The organism is Anaerobutyricum hallii DSM 3353 (genome assembly GCF_000173975.1).
Lineage (GTDB): Bacteria > Bacillota > Clostridia > Lachnospirales > Lachnospiraceae > Anaerobutyricum > Anaerobutyricum hallii.
Window position 1 is genome coordinate 42,802 of sequence record NZ_ACEP01000088.1, and the last position, 16,189, is coordinate 58,990.

A 16,189-nucleotide genomic window follows, 5' to 3' on the forward strand; every position below is an offset into this window, starting at 1 on the left:
CATTATAAAGGAGAGCAGAACAATGGCTAAAGTAGGTATTGTAATGGGCAGCGATTCAGATATGCCAATCATGGCAAAAGCTGCCGATGTACTCAAGGAACTTGGAATCGACTTTGATATGACAATCATCTCTGCACACAGAGAGCCAGAAGAATTTTTCGCTTACGCAAAAGGTGCAGAAGAAAAAGGTTACAAAGTAATTATCGCTGGAGCTGGAAAGGCAGCACATCTTCCAGGAATGTGTGCCGCAATCTTCCCAATGCCAGTTATTGGTATTCCAATGAAGACATCTGATTTAGGTGGTGTAGATTCTTTGTACTCCATCGTACAGATGCCAACAGGCATTCCAGTAGCAACTGTGGCAATTAACGGTGCAGCCAATGCCGGAATCCTTGCAGCAAAGATGCTTGCAACATCCGATCCCGAACTGTTAGAAAGATTAAAAGCTTACTCTGAAAAGTTAAAGAATCAGGTAGTAGCAAAAGCCGATAAGCTTGAAGAGATTGGATACGAAGAGTATTTAAAGCAGATGTAGTATTCGATAAAGGGAAGGAAAGCTATTCGTTGGCGGGGAATTATAATAATTAGTAATAAAAAATATATACAGGATAAAAGAAAGGAGTCTGTCATGGACTATAAGAACGCCGGAGTTGATATTGAAGCTGGATACAAATCAGTAGAATTAATGAAGAAGTATGTGCAGGGAACAATGCGACCAGAGGTACTTACAAACCTCGGTGGATTTTCTGGAGCATTTTCTTTAAAGAAGTTTATGACAATGGAGAATCCTACACTGGTTTCTGGTACAGATGGTGTTGGAACAAAGTTAAAAGTTGCTTTCCTTATGGACAAACATGATACAGTAGGTATCGACTGTGTTGCCATGTGTGTGAACGATATTGCGTGTGCAGGCGGAGAACCATTATTCTTCCTTGACTATATTGCATGTGGCAAAAACTTTCCGGAAAAGATTGCTTCCATCGTAAGCGGTGTTGCAGAAGGATGTAAGCAGTCCGAAGCTGCTCTGATTGGCGGAGAGACAGCGGAAATGCCTGGATTTTATCCGGAAGATGAGTACGATCTTGCTGGATTTGCAGTAGGAATCGTTGACGAAAAAGACCTGATTACAGGTAAAGATATTAAGGCAGGAGATGTCCTTGTGGGAATTGCTTCCTCTGGAATTCACAGTAATGGATACTCTCTTGTTCGTAAAGTATTCCCTATGGAAAAAGAAGCATTAAACGAATACAGAGAAGAACTCGGAAAAACATTAGGAGAAGCTCTCATCACTCCAACAAAGATTTATGTAAAAGCGTTAAAAGCAGTAAAAGAAGCTGGAATCACAATCAAGGGATGCAGTCATATCACAGGTGGCGGATTCTACGAAAATATTCCTAGAATGCTTCCAGAAGGTGCTCGTGCTGTTGTAAAGAAAGACAGCTACGAAGTACCAGCTATTTTCCGTCTCCTTGCAAAAGAAGGCAATATTGCAGAAGAAATGATGTACAATACATACAACATGGGTATCGGTATGATGCTCGCACTTGATCCAAAAGATGCAGAGAAAGCAATTGAGGCATTGAAAGCTGTTGGTGAAGAAGCTTACGTTGTTGGCTCTGTTGAAGCAGGAGAAAAGGGAGTAACATTATGCTAAAAGTTGCAGTTTTAGTATCTGGAGGCGGTACGAATCTGCAGGCAATTCTTGATGCGGTAGACAGTGGAAAGATTACCAATACAGAAATTCGTGTCGTAATCAGTAACAATGAAGGTGCTTACGCATTAGAACGTGCAAAGAACTATGGGACGGAAGCACTGCTTCTGTCTCCAAAGAGCTTTGAGACAAGAGAAGAGTTTAACCAGAAACTCTTAGAGGCCTTAAAAGAAAGAGACATTGATCTTGTTGTTCTTGCTGGTTATCTTGTCGTTGTACCTCCATGTGTTATCAAAGAATATGAGAACCGGATCATTAATATCCACCCATCCTTAATTCCATCCTTTTGTGGAAAAGGCTGTTATGGTCTTCATGTTCACGAAAAAGCATTGGCACGCGGCGTAAAAGTATCTGGTGCAACCGTTCATTTTGTAGATGAGGGAACCGATACCGGTCCAATCATTATGCAAAAGCCTGTTATGGTAGAACAGGGAGATACACCGGAAGTATTACAGCGCCGCATCATGGAACAGGCAGAATGGAACATCCTACCAGAAACAATCAATCTGATTGCGAATGGAAAGGTACATGTAGACGGCAGAGTTGTTACAATTGATAAATAGTAATATTTTCAAAATAGAATATAACGGAAGAGACGTAGTGAATTTTCAAAACTAACAATTGTTTTAAGAACAGATATGTTGAGAATTTTGAGAGTATATTGTACATAAAATGGAGGAAGTCCGATGAAAGTATTAATCGTAGGCAGCGGCGGAAGAGAACACGCAATCGCATGGGCAGTTTCTAAAAGTGCAAAGGCAGATAAGATTTACTGTGCACCGGGTAATGCAGGAATTGAAGAATATGCAGAATGCGTGAACATCGGAGCTATGGAATTTGACAAACTGGTTGCATTTGCAAAAGAAAAAGAAATCGACCTCACAATTATCGGTATGGATGACCCATTAGTAGGCGGTGTTGTAGATGCCTTTGAGGCAGAAGGACTTCGCGTATTTGGTCCAAGAAAGAATGCGGCAATCATCGAAGGTTCCAAAGCATTTTCTAAAGATTTAATGAAAAAATACAACATTCCAACAGCAGAATATGAGAACTTTGATTCTGACGAAGCAGCACTTGCTTACCTTGAAACTGCAAAGTTCCCAATTGTATTAAAAGCAGACGGTCTGGCACTTGGAAAGGGTGTATTAATCTGTAATACATTAGAAGAGGCTAAAGATGGTGTAAAGACCATCATGGAAGATAAGAAGTTCGGCGATGCCGGAAACCGTATGGTTATCGAAGAATTCATGACAGGACGCGAAGTTTCAGTCCTCGCTTTCTGCGATGGAAAGACCATCAAGTGCATGACAAGCGCACAGGATCACAAACGCGCCAAAGACGGTGATCAGGGCTTAAACACGGGTGGAATGGGAACATTTTCTCCAAGTCCCTTCTACACAAAAGAAGTAGAAGAATTCTGTGAGAAATACATTTACCAGCCAACGATGGATGCGATGGCTGCAGAAGGAAGACCATTTGTCGGTATCCTCTTTACAGGTCTGATGCTCACAGAAGACGGTCCGAAAGTACTCGAATACAATGCTCGTTTCGGTGATCCAGAAGCACAGGTTGTTCTTCCTCGTATGACAAATGACATCATCGATGTTATGGAAGCCTGCATTGATGGCCGCTTAGATGAAATCGACCTTCAGTTTGAAGATAACGCAGCTGTTTGTGTTGTTCTTGCTTCTGATGGATATCCAGTATCCTACAAAAAAGGATATGTTATTAACGGACTTGATGAATTCAAGAAACATGACGGATATTACTGCTTCCACGCAGGAACAAAACGTACAGATGAAGGCATCGTTACAAACGGCGGACGAGTACTCGGTGTAACAGCCAAAGGTTCTGATTTAAAAGAAGCAAGAAAGAATGCTTACGCAGCAACTGAGTGGGTAACTTTCGAGAATAAATATATGCGTCATGATATTGGAAAAGCGATTGACGATGTAGAAGCATAAAAATATGCGTAGTAACAGAGACTGCAGGGCGAAAGCTGGCAGTCTCTGTCGTTGTTGGGGGAAAGTATGAACTTTAAACAGGGAATCAGAGACGGAATCCCCATCGGACTCGGCTATGCCGCCGTTTCCTTCGCATTCGGGATTCTCGCAGTAGACAAAGACTTAACTGTCAGTGAGGCAGTATTAATCTCACTTACAAACCTGACCTCTGCCGGTCAGTTTGCAGGACTTACAATTATAGCAGAACTTGGAACATTAGTTGAGATGGCTTTGTCCCAGTTCATCATCAACTTAAGATATATGCTGATGGCAATTTCATTATCGCAGAAAGTCGATGACGACTTCAAAGGAATCTGGCGCTGGATTCTCGGCTTTGCCATCACCGATGAAATCTTTGCCGTAGCCATACAGAATCCGGGCAAAATTAAACGAAACTATTTTATGGGACTTACCATTATTCCAATCATTGGATGGACACTCGGAACATTAGGCGGTGCTTTACTTGGAAACATTTTGCCTGCCATTATCACAAACGCATTAGGCGTTGCACTTTACGGAATGTTTATCGCTGTTGTCGTACCAAAAGCAAGAGATGACAGCCATGTGTTTGTAGCAGTATGCATTGCCGTCGCAATCAGCGTAGCCTTAAAATACATCCCGGTATTTGCAGACCTCTCCGGTGGTTTTGCAATCATTATCTGTACCGTAGTCGCATCCCTCATTGCGGCTGTATTATTCCCAGTGGAGGTGAGCGAAGATGAGTTTTAAAATATTTTTACCATACCTGTTAGTAATGGCAATCGTCACTTATTTAATAAGAGCGATTCCACTTGTACTTGTAAAACATAAAATAAAAAATAAATTCTTTAACTCCTTCCTCTACTACATCCCGTATACGGTATTAGCTGCGATGACAATTCCGGCAATTTTTACTGCGACAGGAAACCTTATCTCTGCTATTGCAGGACTGGCGGTTGCTATTGTGCTTGCTTATCAGAGAAAGAGCCTGATAGTGGTAGCGGTAGGAGCCTGTGCAGCAGTGTTTATTATAGAAGGAATCATAACCTTGATTTAAATCCTGATTTGCCGCAGGCAAAATAGACGCCCTCTGGGAATGAAATGTCTCTCTTTGGGAGCGTCTCATTGCCTGCGGCAAACTAGAATTTACAAAAAAAGACTTACATATTTTCTAAAGGCGTAGTATAATACAATGTTGTATCTGATAGTGGAGGTTGCAGACAATGTTTTGTGGCATCTGCTATTTATTTTTATAACAATTTTTACGACAGTGATTTTAACTGAAATTACATTTGAGAATATCCAAAAAGTTAGATTTATATTAGAGTGTGTTTGAAAAATCATTCCTGCAATCTGCACGCCCCAATTTGCGGTATATTTTGCATTCGTTCAGTTGACGTAGCCCGCTACGCCGTCCTCATTCAGGCGAAATCTTCCACAAATTGTAACGCACATCTTTCAGAAAGAATTTTTTAAACACGCGATAGTAAATGTTTATAAAACGAAAGGATTTATTTATGAAAGACGAAAGAAGAAAGGCAGAGCAGCCTGAAGTTCTGGTCGGTATTGATGTAGGTTCCACGACAACAAAGATTGTGGTTATGCAGACAGGCAATAGTGATTATAAAGTCGTATTTTCTAATTATGAGAGACATCATGCGGATCAGTTAAAGAGTGTACTTGAGATATTGAAAAAGTTCGATGAAAAAATGCCAGCGCAGAAAGTCAGAGTGTGTCTGACTGGTTCCGGGGCAAAGCCGATTGCGGAAAGTTTGGGTGTTCCGTTTGCACAGGAGGTAGCAGCGAATGCGATTGCACTTCAGAAAAAGTATGAGAAAGTCGGAACCGCAATTGAGCTTGGTGGTCAGGATGCAAAGATGATTTTCTTTAAAGAGAGCGAGACTGACCATATGAGAAGTGTTTCCGATATGCGAATGAACGGAAGCTGTGCCGGTGGTACAGGAGCATTTATCGATGAAATTGCATCTGTACTAAAAGTTCCGGTAGAAGAATTTAACGCACTTGCGGCAAAGGGTGAGCATGTGTATGACATTTCCGGTCGTTGCGGCGTATATGCAAAGACGGATATTCAGCCGCTTTTGAATCAGGGAGCAGCGAAGGAAGATCTGGCACTTTCTGCATTTCATGCGATTGCAAAGCAGACAATCGGTGGACTGGCACAGGGACTTGAAATCGAGAGTCCGGTTGCGTTTGAAGGTGGTCCGCTGACTTTTAATCCGGTCTTGGTTCGTGTATTTTCTGAGAGATTACAGTTAGAAAAAGAAGATATTTTAATTCCAGAACATCCCGAATTAATGATTGCGGCAGGTGCTGCTTTATCATTAAAGGAAATGTTTGCGGGCAGTAAAAAAGTTGCCATAGCAGACATATTGAAGAAGTTAGAACAAATTCAGCAGCAAAAAGAAGAAGCCAAGAAAAACGGTATAAATATTTCTTTAGAAAATGAAGAGAAAGCCAGACCATTTTTTGCTTCTGTGGAAGAGAAGGCTGCCTTTGAAAAAGCGCATGAAAAGAAAAAGATTACATGGAAAAAGCCACAAAAAGGAGAAGTTGTGCGAGGTTATCTTGGCATTGATGCCGGAAGTACGACAACGAAGTTTGTTCTCCTTTCTGATAATGAAGAAATCTTAGATTCTTTTTATGCACCAAATGAGGGTGACCCATTAAAGGTAGCAAAGCAGGCACTGATTGATTTAAGAGAGCGTTATAAAGAGGCAGGGGCGGAGCTTGAAATTCTTTCAGCAGGAACAACAGGTTATGGAGAAATGCTCTTTTCTAAAGCATTTGACATAAAGAATCATACGGTAGAAACGGTTGCTCATGCGAGAGCCGCAGAGAAATATATTCAGGATGCATCATTTATTCTGGATATTGGCGGACAGGATATGAAGGCAATCTGGCTGGAAAATGGTGTTATCACCAATATTCTTTTAAATGAAGCCTGTTCTTCCGGCTGTGGTTCTTTCCTTGAGAACTTTGCGTCTTCTTTGCATATCCCAACAAAAGAAATCGCAAAGACTGCATTTTCTTCAAAGAATCCTGCGGTACTTGGAAGCCGTTGTACCGTATTTATGAACAGCGGTATTATCACCGAACAGCGAAATGGAAGAACTTCTGAAGACATTATGGCGGGACTTTGCCGTTCCATCATTGAGAATGTATTTACGAAAGTTATCCGTGTTTCCAATCTGGATTCTCTTGGTAAGAAGATTGTTGTACAGGGTGGAACCTTTGAGAACGATGCGGTTCTTCGTGCGATGGAAGAGTATGTGGGAAGAGATGTAGTAAGAGCGCCTTATCCTGGAATTATGGGTGCGATTGGAATGGCTCTTATTGCAAAGGAAAAATACGAGAAAAGTCCAGAAACAGAAGAAATCTGGGATTTACAGAACTTAGATACTTTTTCTTATACACAGGATGCTAATTCCCCATGTCCATTCTGCGGAAACCACTGTAACAGAACGATTGTGAAGTTTTCTAACGGAAATTCCTGGGTGACAAATAATCGTTGTGAGCGTGGAGAGGTTATCGGTAATCCAAAGGATAAAGAAGTAAACCGGCAGGTAAAAGAAAAACTGCAAAAGGTAAATGCAGTGCCAAACCTTTATAAGATAAGAGAAGAGCTGTTATTTAAAGATTATCCACATAATCTTTCGAATACATATAAAAATGAACATTCTACAGAACATGTCGGGGAAAACATCAAAGAACATGGAAAAGAAAGCACAAAGCAGAGAACAGAAGTCATCGGTTTGCCAAGAGTATTATCCTACTGGGATACCATGCCATTCTGGAAAACCTTTTGGCAGGCATTGGGATATACAGTACGCATTTCAGATAAAAGTACAAGAAAAATGTATGAGGATGGACTTTCTGCAGTAACATCGGACACCGTATGTTTCCCTGCAAAGCTGGTACATGGTCATATAAGAAATCTTGTAAAGCATAAAGTAGACCGAATCTTCATGCCATCCGTAACAACAGTTCCAACGGAAAATACGGAAGAAACCAGCCAGTCTATGTGTGCAGTTGTAAAAGGATATCCAATCGTCATAAGAAACTCAGATAATCCATCTGAAAAATGGGGTGTGCCATATGACGCACCATTGTTTCACTGGTATACGAAAAAAGACCGCCAGAAACAGCTTGTTGCGTATATGAGTGAAACTTTTGGAATTACAAAAGAAGAAACTTTAGCAGCCATAAAAGCAGGAGATGCGGCACAAAAGAGTTTTGATACAGAACTGAAAAAGGCAGGAGCAAAAGTCCTTGAAGATGTACAAAAAGCAGGAAAGTTTGCCGTAGTACTGGCCTCCCGTCCATATCAGAACGATGCATTGGTAAATCATGACCTCCCGCTAATGTTTACAAAGGCGGGAATCCCAGTACTTACCGCGGATTCTTTACCAGAAGTGAATCGCACAGACCTTCACCGAAGTCGTATTGATGTGGTAAATAATTATCATGCGAGAATGTTATCTTCTGCGATTTTAGCAGCGCAGAGCGAGAATCTTGAATATGTGCAGGTTGTAAGTTTCGGCTGCGGTCATGATGCGTATTTATCCGATGAGATTGTCCGTATGATGAAAGAAATTTCCGGTAAAACACCGCTCATTTTAAAGGTGGATGAAAGTGATATTCAAGGACCTTTGGGAATCCGTGTCCGCTCTTTCTTAGAAACGGTAGAAATGGGCCGAGAGAAAAAGTTAGTCCATGAAGTAAAACCATTAGCAGAGCCATATCCAGTGAAATTTACAAAAGAAAGCCGTAAAGAAAGAGTTGTACTTGTGCCAAATACTTCTCACGCGTTCTGCCGTGTCATGTCTGCGGCACTTTCCACACAGGGAATCAAGGCCATTCCATTAGATATTGGACGAGAAGAAGCTATCCGTCTTGGAAAACAGTATGTACATAATGACATTTGTTTCCCGGCACAGATTGTTATCGGCGAAGCTTTAGCGGCACTTAGAAGTGGCAAATATGATGGACAGAAAGTTGCCATCGGTATGGGAAAATATGTGGGAGACTGCCGTCTGACACACTATGGCGCTTTATTAAGAAAAGCCTTAGATGATGCTGGATATGCCGATGTTCCAATACTGACCAACGATGATGCCGATTCCCATGATATGCATCCTGGCTTTAAAATGAACATTTTATCCGCAGCAAGAATTGCATTTGCCCTGCCAATGATCGATGTATTAGAGGAACTTCTTCGAAAAATCCGTCCATATGAACTGACAAAAGGAGATGCAGATGTCGCATTTGAAAAAGCCTTAGATGAAGTAATCGAAGGCCTTGAAAAACACGGAATTGCAGGAGCAAGAAAGGGCTTTAAAAAGGCAATCACAATCATGAAAAAAGTTCGATATGACCGCACCTACTTAAAACAGCAGGTATTAATTGTCGGAGAGTACCTCCTAAACTTCCATCCGGGAGCAAATCACGATATCGAAGCATACTTAGAAGAAAATGGATTTGAAATTATTGAGGCAAGAATGACAGATGTTATTCGCAAAACTTACTTCTATCAGGATGCCCAGATAAAAGAATATCACTTAAATAAACCGATTGACCAGAAGGTATGGTACCGTACCGCAGATACCATCTTTGACTTTGCCCATAAATTGACAGACTCCATTGCCAAAGAACATCCGCTCTACGAACCAGCCTGCCGAATGGATGAACTCGTAAAAGACAGCGACCCAATCATTCACCATACCTTCGATGCTGGAGAAGGTGTATTAATTCCAGGAGAAATTCTGCATCATGCCAAACATGGCTGCAAATTCTTCCTCATCCTCCAGCCATTTGGATGCCTTCCAAACCATGTAGTAGGACGAGGAATCACCAAAAAATTAAAAGAAATCTACCCAGATGTACAGATACTTCCACTCGACTATGATCCGGACGTAAGCTTTGCAAATATTGAGAACCGTCTGCAGATGCTTGTCATGAATGCGAAGCAGGCAAAAAGGAGAGTGAGTGTTGTCCAGAAGAAAGAAAATAAAAAGGAAACAGTGAAAAAAGGCAAGATACACAAACAGGAAAGCTATTGCTAATAGAATTACTATTTAATTCATTAAGCGAACTACAGACGAAGCCAGCGAACTTCATAAGCCATATTTGTGATTTTAGTCGCGGCGCGTTGAATGCGAGCGCATAAGCGAACATTCAAACTGCCGCGACTAAAGTCACAAATATGCTCTATTTAGCTTTAGGAGTTCGTCTGCCTTGCAGACTCACAAATCAGTAAGGATCTATTCACTTAATCTGTCTTCGCGGATTTTGTTAAGTCTCTTCATTACATCATTTTCTCCAGTTCCAAAATATTTATGTAATGTCTTATATTCCTGATACAGCTTATCATAAACCGCTACATTATCTGGGTTTGGTTTATAAACCTCATCGCGAACCTTTCCAAGTTTTTCTGCGGCTTCATTTGCATTTTTAAATCCAGTAATGCGTTCTGGAGCAGCAGCGATACCAAGGATGGCAGCACCGAGTGCACTTGCCTGATCTGTGCCAGAAATACGGATTTCTTTGTTGCAGACATCAGAGTAGATCTGAACGAGCATCTTGTTCTTTGCAGGAATTCCACCACTTAATACGAGTGCGTTTACAGGAACACCAGCATCTTCAAACTGTTCGATAATCATGCGGGTACCGTAAGCAGTTGCTTCGATTAAAGAAAGGTAAATTTCCTCTGGTTTTGTAAGAAGGTTCATACCCATAATGAGACCGTTTAAGTTAAAGTCCATTAATGGAGAACGAACACCGTTGAACCAGTCGAGTGCTAATAAACCACTCTGTCCAGCTTTGTAACCAGCTAATTTCTCTGTGAGAAGCTGATGGATGGAGATACCGCGGGAGCGTGCTTCTTGTTCATAGCTTTCTGGCACGCAGTTATCAGTAAACCATGCAAAATGATCACCTACACAGCACTGTCCAGCTTCGTATCCAAAGTATCCAGGCATAATACCGTCTTTTACAAGTCCGCCAACACCGGCGATACCTGCTTCTGTTTCAGAAAGCATCATATGGCAGGAAGAAGTTCCAACGATAATCATCATGGTGCCAGGTGTTCCGATTCCACAGCCAGGAAGAGAAGAGTGTGCATCAATGATACCTGTTCCAACAGGGGTGCCGGCTAAAAGACCGAGTTCTCTTGCCATAGAATCTGTTAAATATCCAGCAGTTTCACCGATAGACTTAATTGGAGCATCGAGTTTTTCTTCTACGATATTTTCCATAGCAGGATCGAGTGCTTTAAAGAAATCTTTTGTTGGATATCCGCTGTCATGACGATAAAATGCTTTGTAACCAGCGCCGCAGGCACTTCTTGTTTCTTCTCCAGTCATCTGCCAGATAATCCAGTCAAGAGCTTCCATAAAACGGTCTGCTTCTTTATAAACATCTGGTGCGTGATGTAAAGTTTCTAAAATCTTAGGGATCATCCATTCGCTGGATACCTTTCCACCGTAAAGAGGAAGCCATTTTTCTTCACGTTCTTTTGCGATACGGTCAATTTGAAGAGCCTCTTCTTCTGCTCCGTGATGTTTCCACAGTTTTACATAAGAATGAGGGTTATGTGTGAACTTTTCAAGGTGACAAAGTGGTGTGCGGTCTGCTTTTACTGGAATAACAGTAGAGGAAGTAAAGTCAACGCCGATACCGATTACTTCTTCTGGAAGTACCTTTTTTTCAGCAAGGACGTTACGGATTGTGATAATTAATCCCTCTACATAGTCCTGTGGCTCCTGTAAAGCCCAGCCAGAAGGAAGTCTTTCTCCTGTAGGAAGATGTTCCTCCATAACCCCGTGTGGATATTCGTAAACACTAGTAGCGGCCTCCTCGCCAGTTTCAATGTTTACAAGCAGTGCTCTTACAGAAAGTGTTCCATAATCTACCCCAATTGCATATTTACTCATTTTGTACATTCTCCCTTCATGTTATTTTTTGTATGTATATAAATAATATCAGAGCGCGAAAATATTTACAAGACATGGTTTTTGATTCCTTAGTTTCGTCTCTTAATAAACTTAACAGTTAGCCTTCTCCCCAAAATAAGCCGCAATCATTTTTGCATACTCATCCAGTAATCCTGTGTCCCAGAGAACCTGCAATAAGGTGAAACGGTCGCGTACTTCTTTTGCAAGGATAACCGCATCTTCTACGAGTTCTGAAGATACGCCAATCTGTGCCGGATTAATTGGTGCACCAAGACTTGCGAGCAGTTTTTCCATTTCAGCTGAGGAAGGCAGGCTTTCTTTTATAGTGCGTAAGATTTCCGGCCATTTTTCTTCAAGGATAGCAAGTCGTTTATTTCGTTTATCCAGATTATTTTTTTGTGCTTTTTCTTCTAAAGCGATAATGCCGGGAGCGGCATCCTGATAGCAGTCTTTTACCTTTTTCTCCCATGCGGCATAATCAAAGGAGCGTTCTTTTAAAGAGGCAAAATCAAACTGTTCATTTTCCAAGGTTTCATACATTTTTGTGACAGCAATCATACCGATACCAACTTTGATACCGTGTAAAATTGGTTTTTTGCCTTCTGCCTGGAACTTCATTTCCCAGTAATGAGAAAGATGATGTTCGCTTCCGGAAGCCGGACGGGAATTGCCGACAAAACTCATAGCGATACCGCTTAATACGAGAGCTTCTGTAACTGCCTTTACAGCATCAGGGTTGCGGTCTTTAATTCGTGTACTTTCTTCCACAACGATTTCTACAGCCTCTTTTACCATATCTGCAATATGGCTGCAATAATATTCTCCTGTGATAATGTGTGCCATTTTCCAGTCTAAAAGGCAGGTGTATTTTCCAAGAATATCTCCAAGACCTGCCGTAATCATTTCCATCGGTGCGGCAGCGAGAATATCCGTATCTCCAATGACTGCCAGAGGAACATGAGCCTGGTAAGTAGTTTTTACATAATTTGTGATGAGGGCAGCTCCAATTGATACAAAACCGTCCATAGAAGGAGCGGTAGCGAATACCATGTAGTCAAGCCCAAGCTGGAAACTGGAGAATTTGCAAAGGTCATTTAACGTTCCGGAGCCAACAGCAACAATAACGTCACAATCTCTGGAAAATGCCATCATTAAAGAACCGAGAGTTTTTTCGTCAGGAATCAGTTCTTTCTCATTAAAAATGTATTTTTTATAGGAAATACCAGCCACATCTAACTTTTCAGCTGCCAATGCTCCGGCAGCCGCCCATGTATTTACATCAGCAACGAGGAAAGGTTTCTTATATCCAAGCGCTTCAATGTGTTTTGGAAGACGGCTTACGGCATCTTTATCGATATCTACAATTTTAAGATTTGTCTTATGTTCTTTTCCGCATGTGCAATCCATGCTGTGACCTAAGTAGTCGTTTAAATTGATTTTTTTTGCCATGATAAATAACCTCCATATGTATTGTTTTGTATGTTTTTTTACCTGTCTATTATGTAATGGGGTGATTAAAATGACGGGTAAATACTGTGTTGTTGTTTTGATATTTCTCAGTATACTCACAAAAAATCATCCGTCAATATGGGCGGAAACCGTTGATTACTAATCAAAATCATAGTACAATTAATCAAGAAAATGATTAGTAAAAATGCATGGAAAAACAGGAGAAAACCAGTTGGTTTGATTACTAATCAAAAGGAAAATGGGAGAGCGGTGTGATTCTGATTAATTTTTAAAAAATGATTAGCGATATGCGGTACAAAGAGAAATAAAGATAGAAATACAGTTTTGATTTATCCTTTTTCAGAGGTGTCCTGCAGGTGGAGAGTATGTCATGAAGATATGGAAAATGTTTTTGCTTAAAGTAAAATAAATTTACAGAGAATATAATGTAGAGGAAGTATAGAATGAACGAAAAAAAACGAACTACAACAAGAGACATCGCAAAAGCATGTTTTGTATCCCAGTCGGCAGTTTCGATGATATTAAGCGGCAGAAAAGATATCCATTTTGCTCCAGAAACAATTGAGCGAGTAAAGCGTACTGCCAAAGAAATGGGATACGAGTACAAGGCAAGAGCGAAACGAAAAAAGACAGGAACGAATGATACAATTATGATTATGTGTCCGTCCCTTGCAACACAGTATTACACAACATTAATTCAATTTATCACACAGGAAGCACAGGAACATGGATTGTGTACTCTTACTGCATACACAAACCGCTCCAAAGAACGGGAAGAATATTATCTGAATATGGCGGCAGACACGGGATTTTATGGTGTGATCTATACCTATGCCCCAAGAGCAGTAACTTCCCTGAATCATTTGCATGGAAAGGTTCCGTTAGTCCTCATTAACGACCATAATTCAGACTTAAAAATAGAATTATTAGAATTAGACAGTAAAAAGTCCGGCCGGCTTATTGCTGCACATCTTTTAGAATTAGGACATCGGGATATTGGTTATATGACTACCCCTTTATCCTCTATAGAAGTGCCAAGACGCAGACGTTTGGAAGGAATGCAGGAAGAATATGAAAGACAGGGCTTTGATCCGGCTATGATTCATGTCGTTTCAGGAAAAAGAGAAGACCAGGAAACTATCACAGGAAATAAGCATTATGACACCGGATATGGACTTACAAGAAAATATTTCAAAAAACGAGAAGAACTTTTATATAAAAAGAAAGAAGATAGTGAAGCAGTACAAATTTTGAAAGAAAAAAAGAAAGTGGAGAAGATTGAAAAAATAAAGCAAGAAGATATTTCATCAAAACACGCTATAGAAAATAAAGAAGACGTTAAAGAGACAGGTCTGGAAAATATTACTGCCTTTGTCGGAACCAATGACTTTGTGGCAATCGGAATTATGGATGCAATTACAAGCCTCGGCTACCGAATCCCGGAAGATTTCTCCGTCTGCGGATTTGATAATACCCTTGTAGCCTCTTTTTCAGGAATCTCCCTCACCACGATCGACCACTGTATCGGGGAAAAAGGAGCTTACGCCGTATCAATGCTTATGAATCAGAAAAACCGCATGGAACAAAAAGATGGTAAAAGAGAAAAGAAACGTCCGATAATGCGATTGGAATATGAACCCCAGTTAATAGTGAGACATTCCACGGGGAGAAGATGATTTAATTCCCGGATTTCTGTGCTGTGGTAAAGTTTATGACAATACCACGCCCAGATTCAGACATTATGTCCTATGGATGATGTCTTTTTTTGAAGTGTTTTCAGCATACTACAACAATAATTCAAGTATCAGTCCTTCAAAAAACAACTCCACAGAAAGCCACATCCTTCTGGAGCCTATTCAAATCCCTCCAGCAATAAATAGAATTTCCCTCCCCAGCCAAAGCACAGCCCCCGAAGAGAGTCTAGCCCCCTATATTTGTGGCCTAGACTCTCTTCGGGGGCGTCTCTTTGCCTGCGGCAAATTCATATTTACTCTCCATAGAAGTGGAAGCCTTCCTCCCTCTGTTTTCTCCGAAGAGATCGTCGGATTTCTGCCCGCTCCCACTCTTTTCGGTCTTCTTCCGATTCTAAAATAAGACGTGGAAGCGTAGTAGGACGGTTATCTGGGCCTAGACCAATCAAGGTGAGAAAAGCACGATTAATTAATGCTCTTTCCCCGTCCGTATTCTCTACATAAGTTTCTACTTTTACCTCCATAGAAGTATGTCCGACATGCGTAACTCTTCCAATAATAACGATAACATCTCTTTGAAATGCCCCATGTAAGAACTGAAGATTATCAACAGAAGCAGTTGTAACATTCATCTGGGAATGACGCTTTGCCACAAGAGCAGCAACTTCGTCAATCCATTGCATCAAAACACCTCCAAAAAGGCGACCAGCATCGTTAAGATCCGATGGACGGATAATGTGAACAGTTTCAACAATAGATTCTTTTACAGTTTTTGCACGAAAATTCATAAACAAACCTCCCAAGAATGTCGTGTTAGGTGACTTGGCAATATAATTTATAGTGTTAAGAAAATTATATCGTATCCATATTGGATTATCAATTTAAAGTTGAAGATAGTCCGATATCTCAAAAAATCAATGCTAAAGTATTTACTATTATATTGGCTGCTAATCATACCCACATTCACAAAACTTTGTTTAACCTGCAAAGTGGGGAGACGCTTTTTGGAGCATCCATTCGCCTGAAAACTGGAGTCTTAGAGGTGTCAAAATAACAAAAAAATAGCATTCATTTCTCAAATATAGAACAAAAGAAACAAAAATCCGAAAATCGACCATGAAACAAGTAAAAAACGCAACAAAAGAGTAATCTATTGTGCAACCTGCTTTAAAAAGTGGGTGACCCATTGTGAAGGGTGCACAAATTGGGGAGTCCAATTTAAAAATTTATACCAAAAAAATATTGTCAAAATACACTATAATGCCGAAAAAAACAAAAACTATTGCATTATTTTAGATAAATGATATAATACAAATATAAACATTGGGTGACCCATTAAGGGGTATGCAGAGGAGGTGCTGT

Annotated in this window: 11 protein-coding genes and 2 pseudogenes; 9 read left to right on the forward strand and 4 right to left on the reverse strand. The window is 40.6% G+C overall.

Annotation, left to right across the window (positions count from 1 at the left end; translation table 11 throughout):
- The first annotated feature begins 22 nt into the window (after positions 1-22).
- The 6 genes from purE to EUBHAL_RS08640 all read left to right on the forward strand — a co-directional run bounded on the left by purE (position 23) and on the right by EUBHAL_RS08640 (position 4,750).
- Positions 23-535 (forward strand): 5-(carboxyamino)imidazole ribonucleotide mutase, encoded by a 513-nt coding sequence (gene purE / locus EUBHAL_RS08615; protein WP_005348104.1) that lies wholly within the window; start codon positions 23-25, stop codon positions 533-535.
- A gap of 93 nt (positions 536-628) precedes the next feature.
- Positions 629-1,654 carry a phosphoribosylformylglycinamidine cyclo-ligase gene (purM, locus tag EUBHAL_RS08620; RefSeq protein ID WP_005348106.1) on the forward strand — a complete coding sequence of 342 codons (1,026 nt, stop codon included), beginning with the start codon at positions 629-631 and terminating at the stop codon, positions 1,652-1,654.
- Positions 1,648-2,274: a phosphoribosylglycinamide formyltransferase gene (purN, locus tag EUBHAL_RS08625; protein ID WP_005348107.1), complete on the forward strand. Its 627-nt coding sequence runs from the start codon at positions 1,648-1,650 to the stop codon at positions 2,272-2,274. Before purM ends, purN begins: the two co-directional genes overlap by 7 nt.
- Before the next feature lie 123 nt (positions 2,275-2,397).
- The gene (gene purD, locus EUBHAL_RS08630) at positions 2,398-3,675 is read left to right on the forward strand and encodes a phosphoribosylamine--glycine ligase (protein WP_005348109.1); all 1,278 of its coding nucleotides are present in this window, start codon (positions 2,398-2,400) and stop codon (positions 3,673-3,675) included.
- A 66-nt stretch (positions 3,676-3,741) separates the two neighbouring features.
- Positions 3,742-4,443 (forward strand): AzlC family ABC transporter permease, encoded by a 702-nt coding sequence (locus EUBHAL_RS08635; RefSeq protein ID WP_005348111.1) that lies wholly within the window; start codon positions 3,742-3,744, stop codon positions 4,441-4,443.
- A complete protein-coding gene (locus EUBHAL_RS08640; protein ID WP_005348113.1) occupies positions 4,433-4,750 on the forward strand; it encodes an AzlD domain-containing protein in 318 nt (105 codons plus the stop codon). The genes EUBHAL_RS08635 and EUBHAL_RS08640 overlap by 11 nt, the downstream gene beginning before the upstream one ends.
- A gap of 89 nt (positions 4,751-4,839) precedes the next feature.
- Here the strand turns inward: EUBHAL_RS08640 and EUBHAL_RS16845 are convergent.
- Positions 4,840-5,118, reverse strand: a pseudogene (locus EUBHAL_RS16845) (DUF6783 domain-containing protein).
- Between EUBHAL_RS16845 and EUBHAL_RS16850 the strand changes: the two are divergent.
- Both EUBHAL_RS16850 and EUBHAL_RS08645 read left to right on the forward strand, forming a co-directional pair.
- A pseudogene (locus EUBHAL_RS16850) lies at positions 5,086-5,169 on the forward strand (DUF6783 domain-containing protein); the annotation flags it as partial. The pseudogenes EUBHAL_RS16845 and EUBHAL_RS16850 overlap by 33 nt on opposite strands.
- 41 nt (positions 5,170-5,210) lie before the next feature.
- Positions 5,211-9,776, forward strand: a complete 4,566-nt coding sequence (locus EUBHAL_RS08645) for an acyl-CoA dehydratase activase (protein ID WP_044922739.1) — start codon at positions 5,211-5,213, stop codon at positions 9,774-9,776.
- A gap of 198 nt (positions 9,777-9,974) precedes the next feature.
- Here the strand turns inward: EUBHAL_RS08645 and EUBHAL_RS08650 are convergent, their stop codons facing one another.
- A complete protein-coding gene (locus tag EUBHAL_RS08650; RefSeq protein ID WP_044922742.1) occupies positions 9,975-11,645 on the reverse strand; it encodes a ribulokinase in 1,671 nt (556 codons plus the stop codon).
- Between the two features lie 111 nt (positions 11,646-11,756).
- The gene (locus EUBHAL_RS08655) at positions 11,757-13,115 is read right to left on the reverse strand and encodes a sn-glycerol-1-phosphate dehydrogenase (protein WP_005348126.1); all 1,359 of its coding nucleotides are present in this window, start codon (positions 13,113-13,115) and stop codon (positions 11,757-11,759) included.
- A gap of 464 nt (positions 13,116-13,579) precedes the next feature.
- Between EUBHAL_RS08655 and EUBHAL_RS08660 the strand changes: the two genes are divergently transcribed.
- Positions 13,580-14,812 (forward strand): LacI family DNA-binding transcriptional regulator, encoded by a 1,233-nt coding sequence (locus EUBHAL_RS08660; RefSeq protein WP_005348127.1) that lies wholly within the window; start codon positions 13,580-13,582, stop codon positions 14,810-14,812.
- A 311-nt stretch (positions 14,813-15,123) separates the two neighbouring features.
- Here the strand turns inward: EUBHAL_RS08660 and EUBHAL_RS08665 are convergent, their stop codons facing one another.
- A complete protein-coding gene (locus EUBHAL_RS08665; RefSeq protein WP_005348129.1) occupies positions 15,124-15,615 on the reverse strand; it encodes an acyl-CoA thioesterase in 492 nt (163 codons plus the stop codon).
- Between the last annotated feature and the right edge of the window lie 574 nt (positions 15,616-16,189).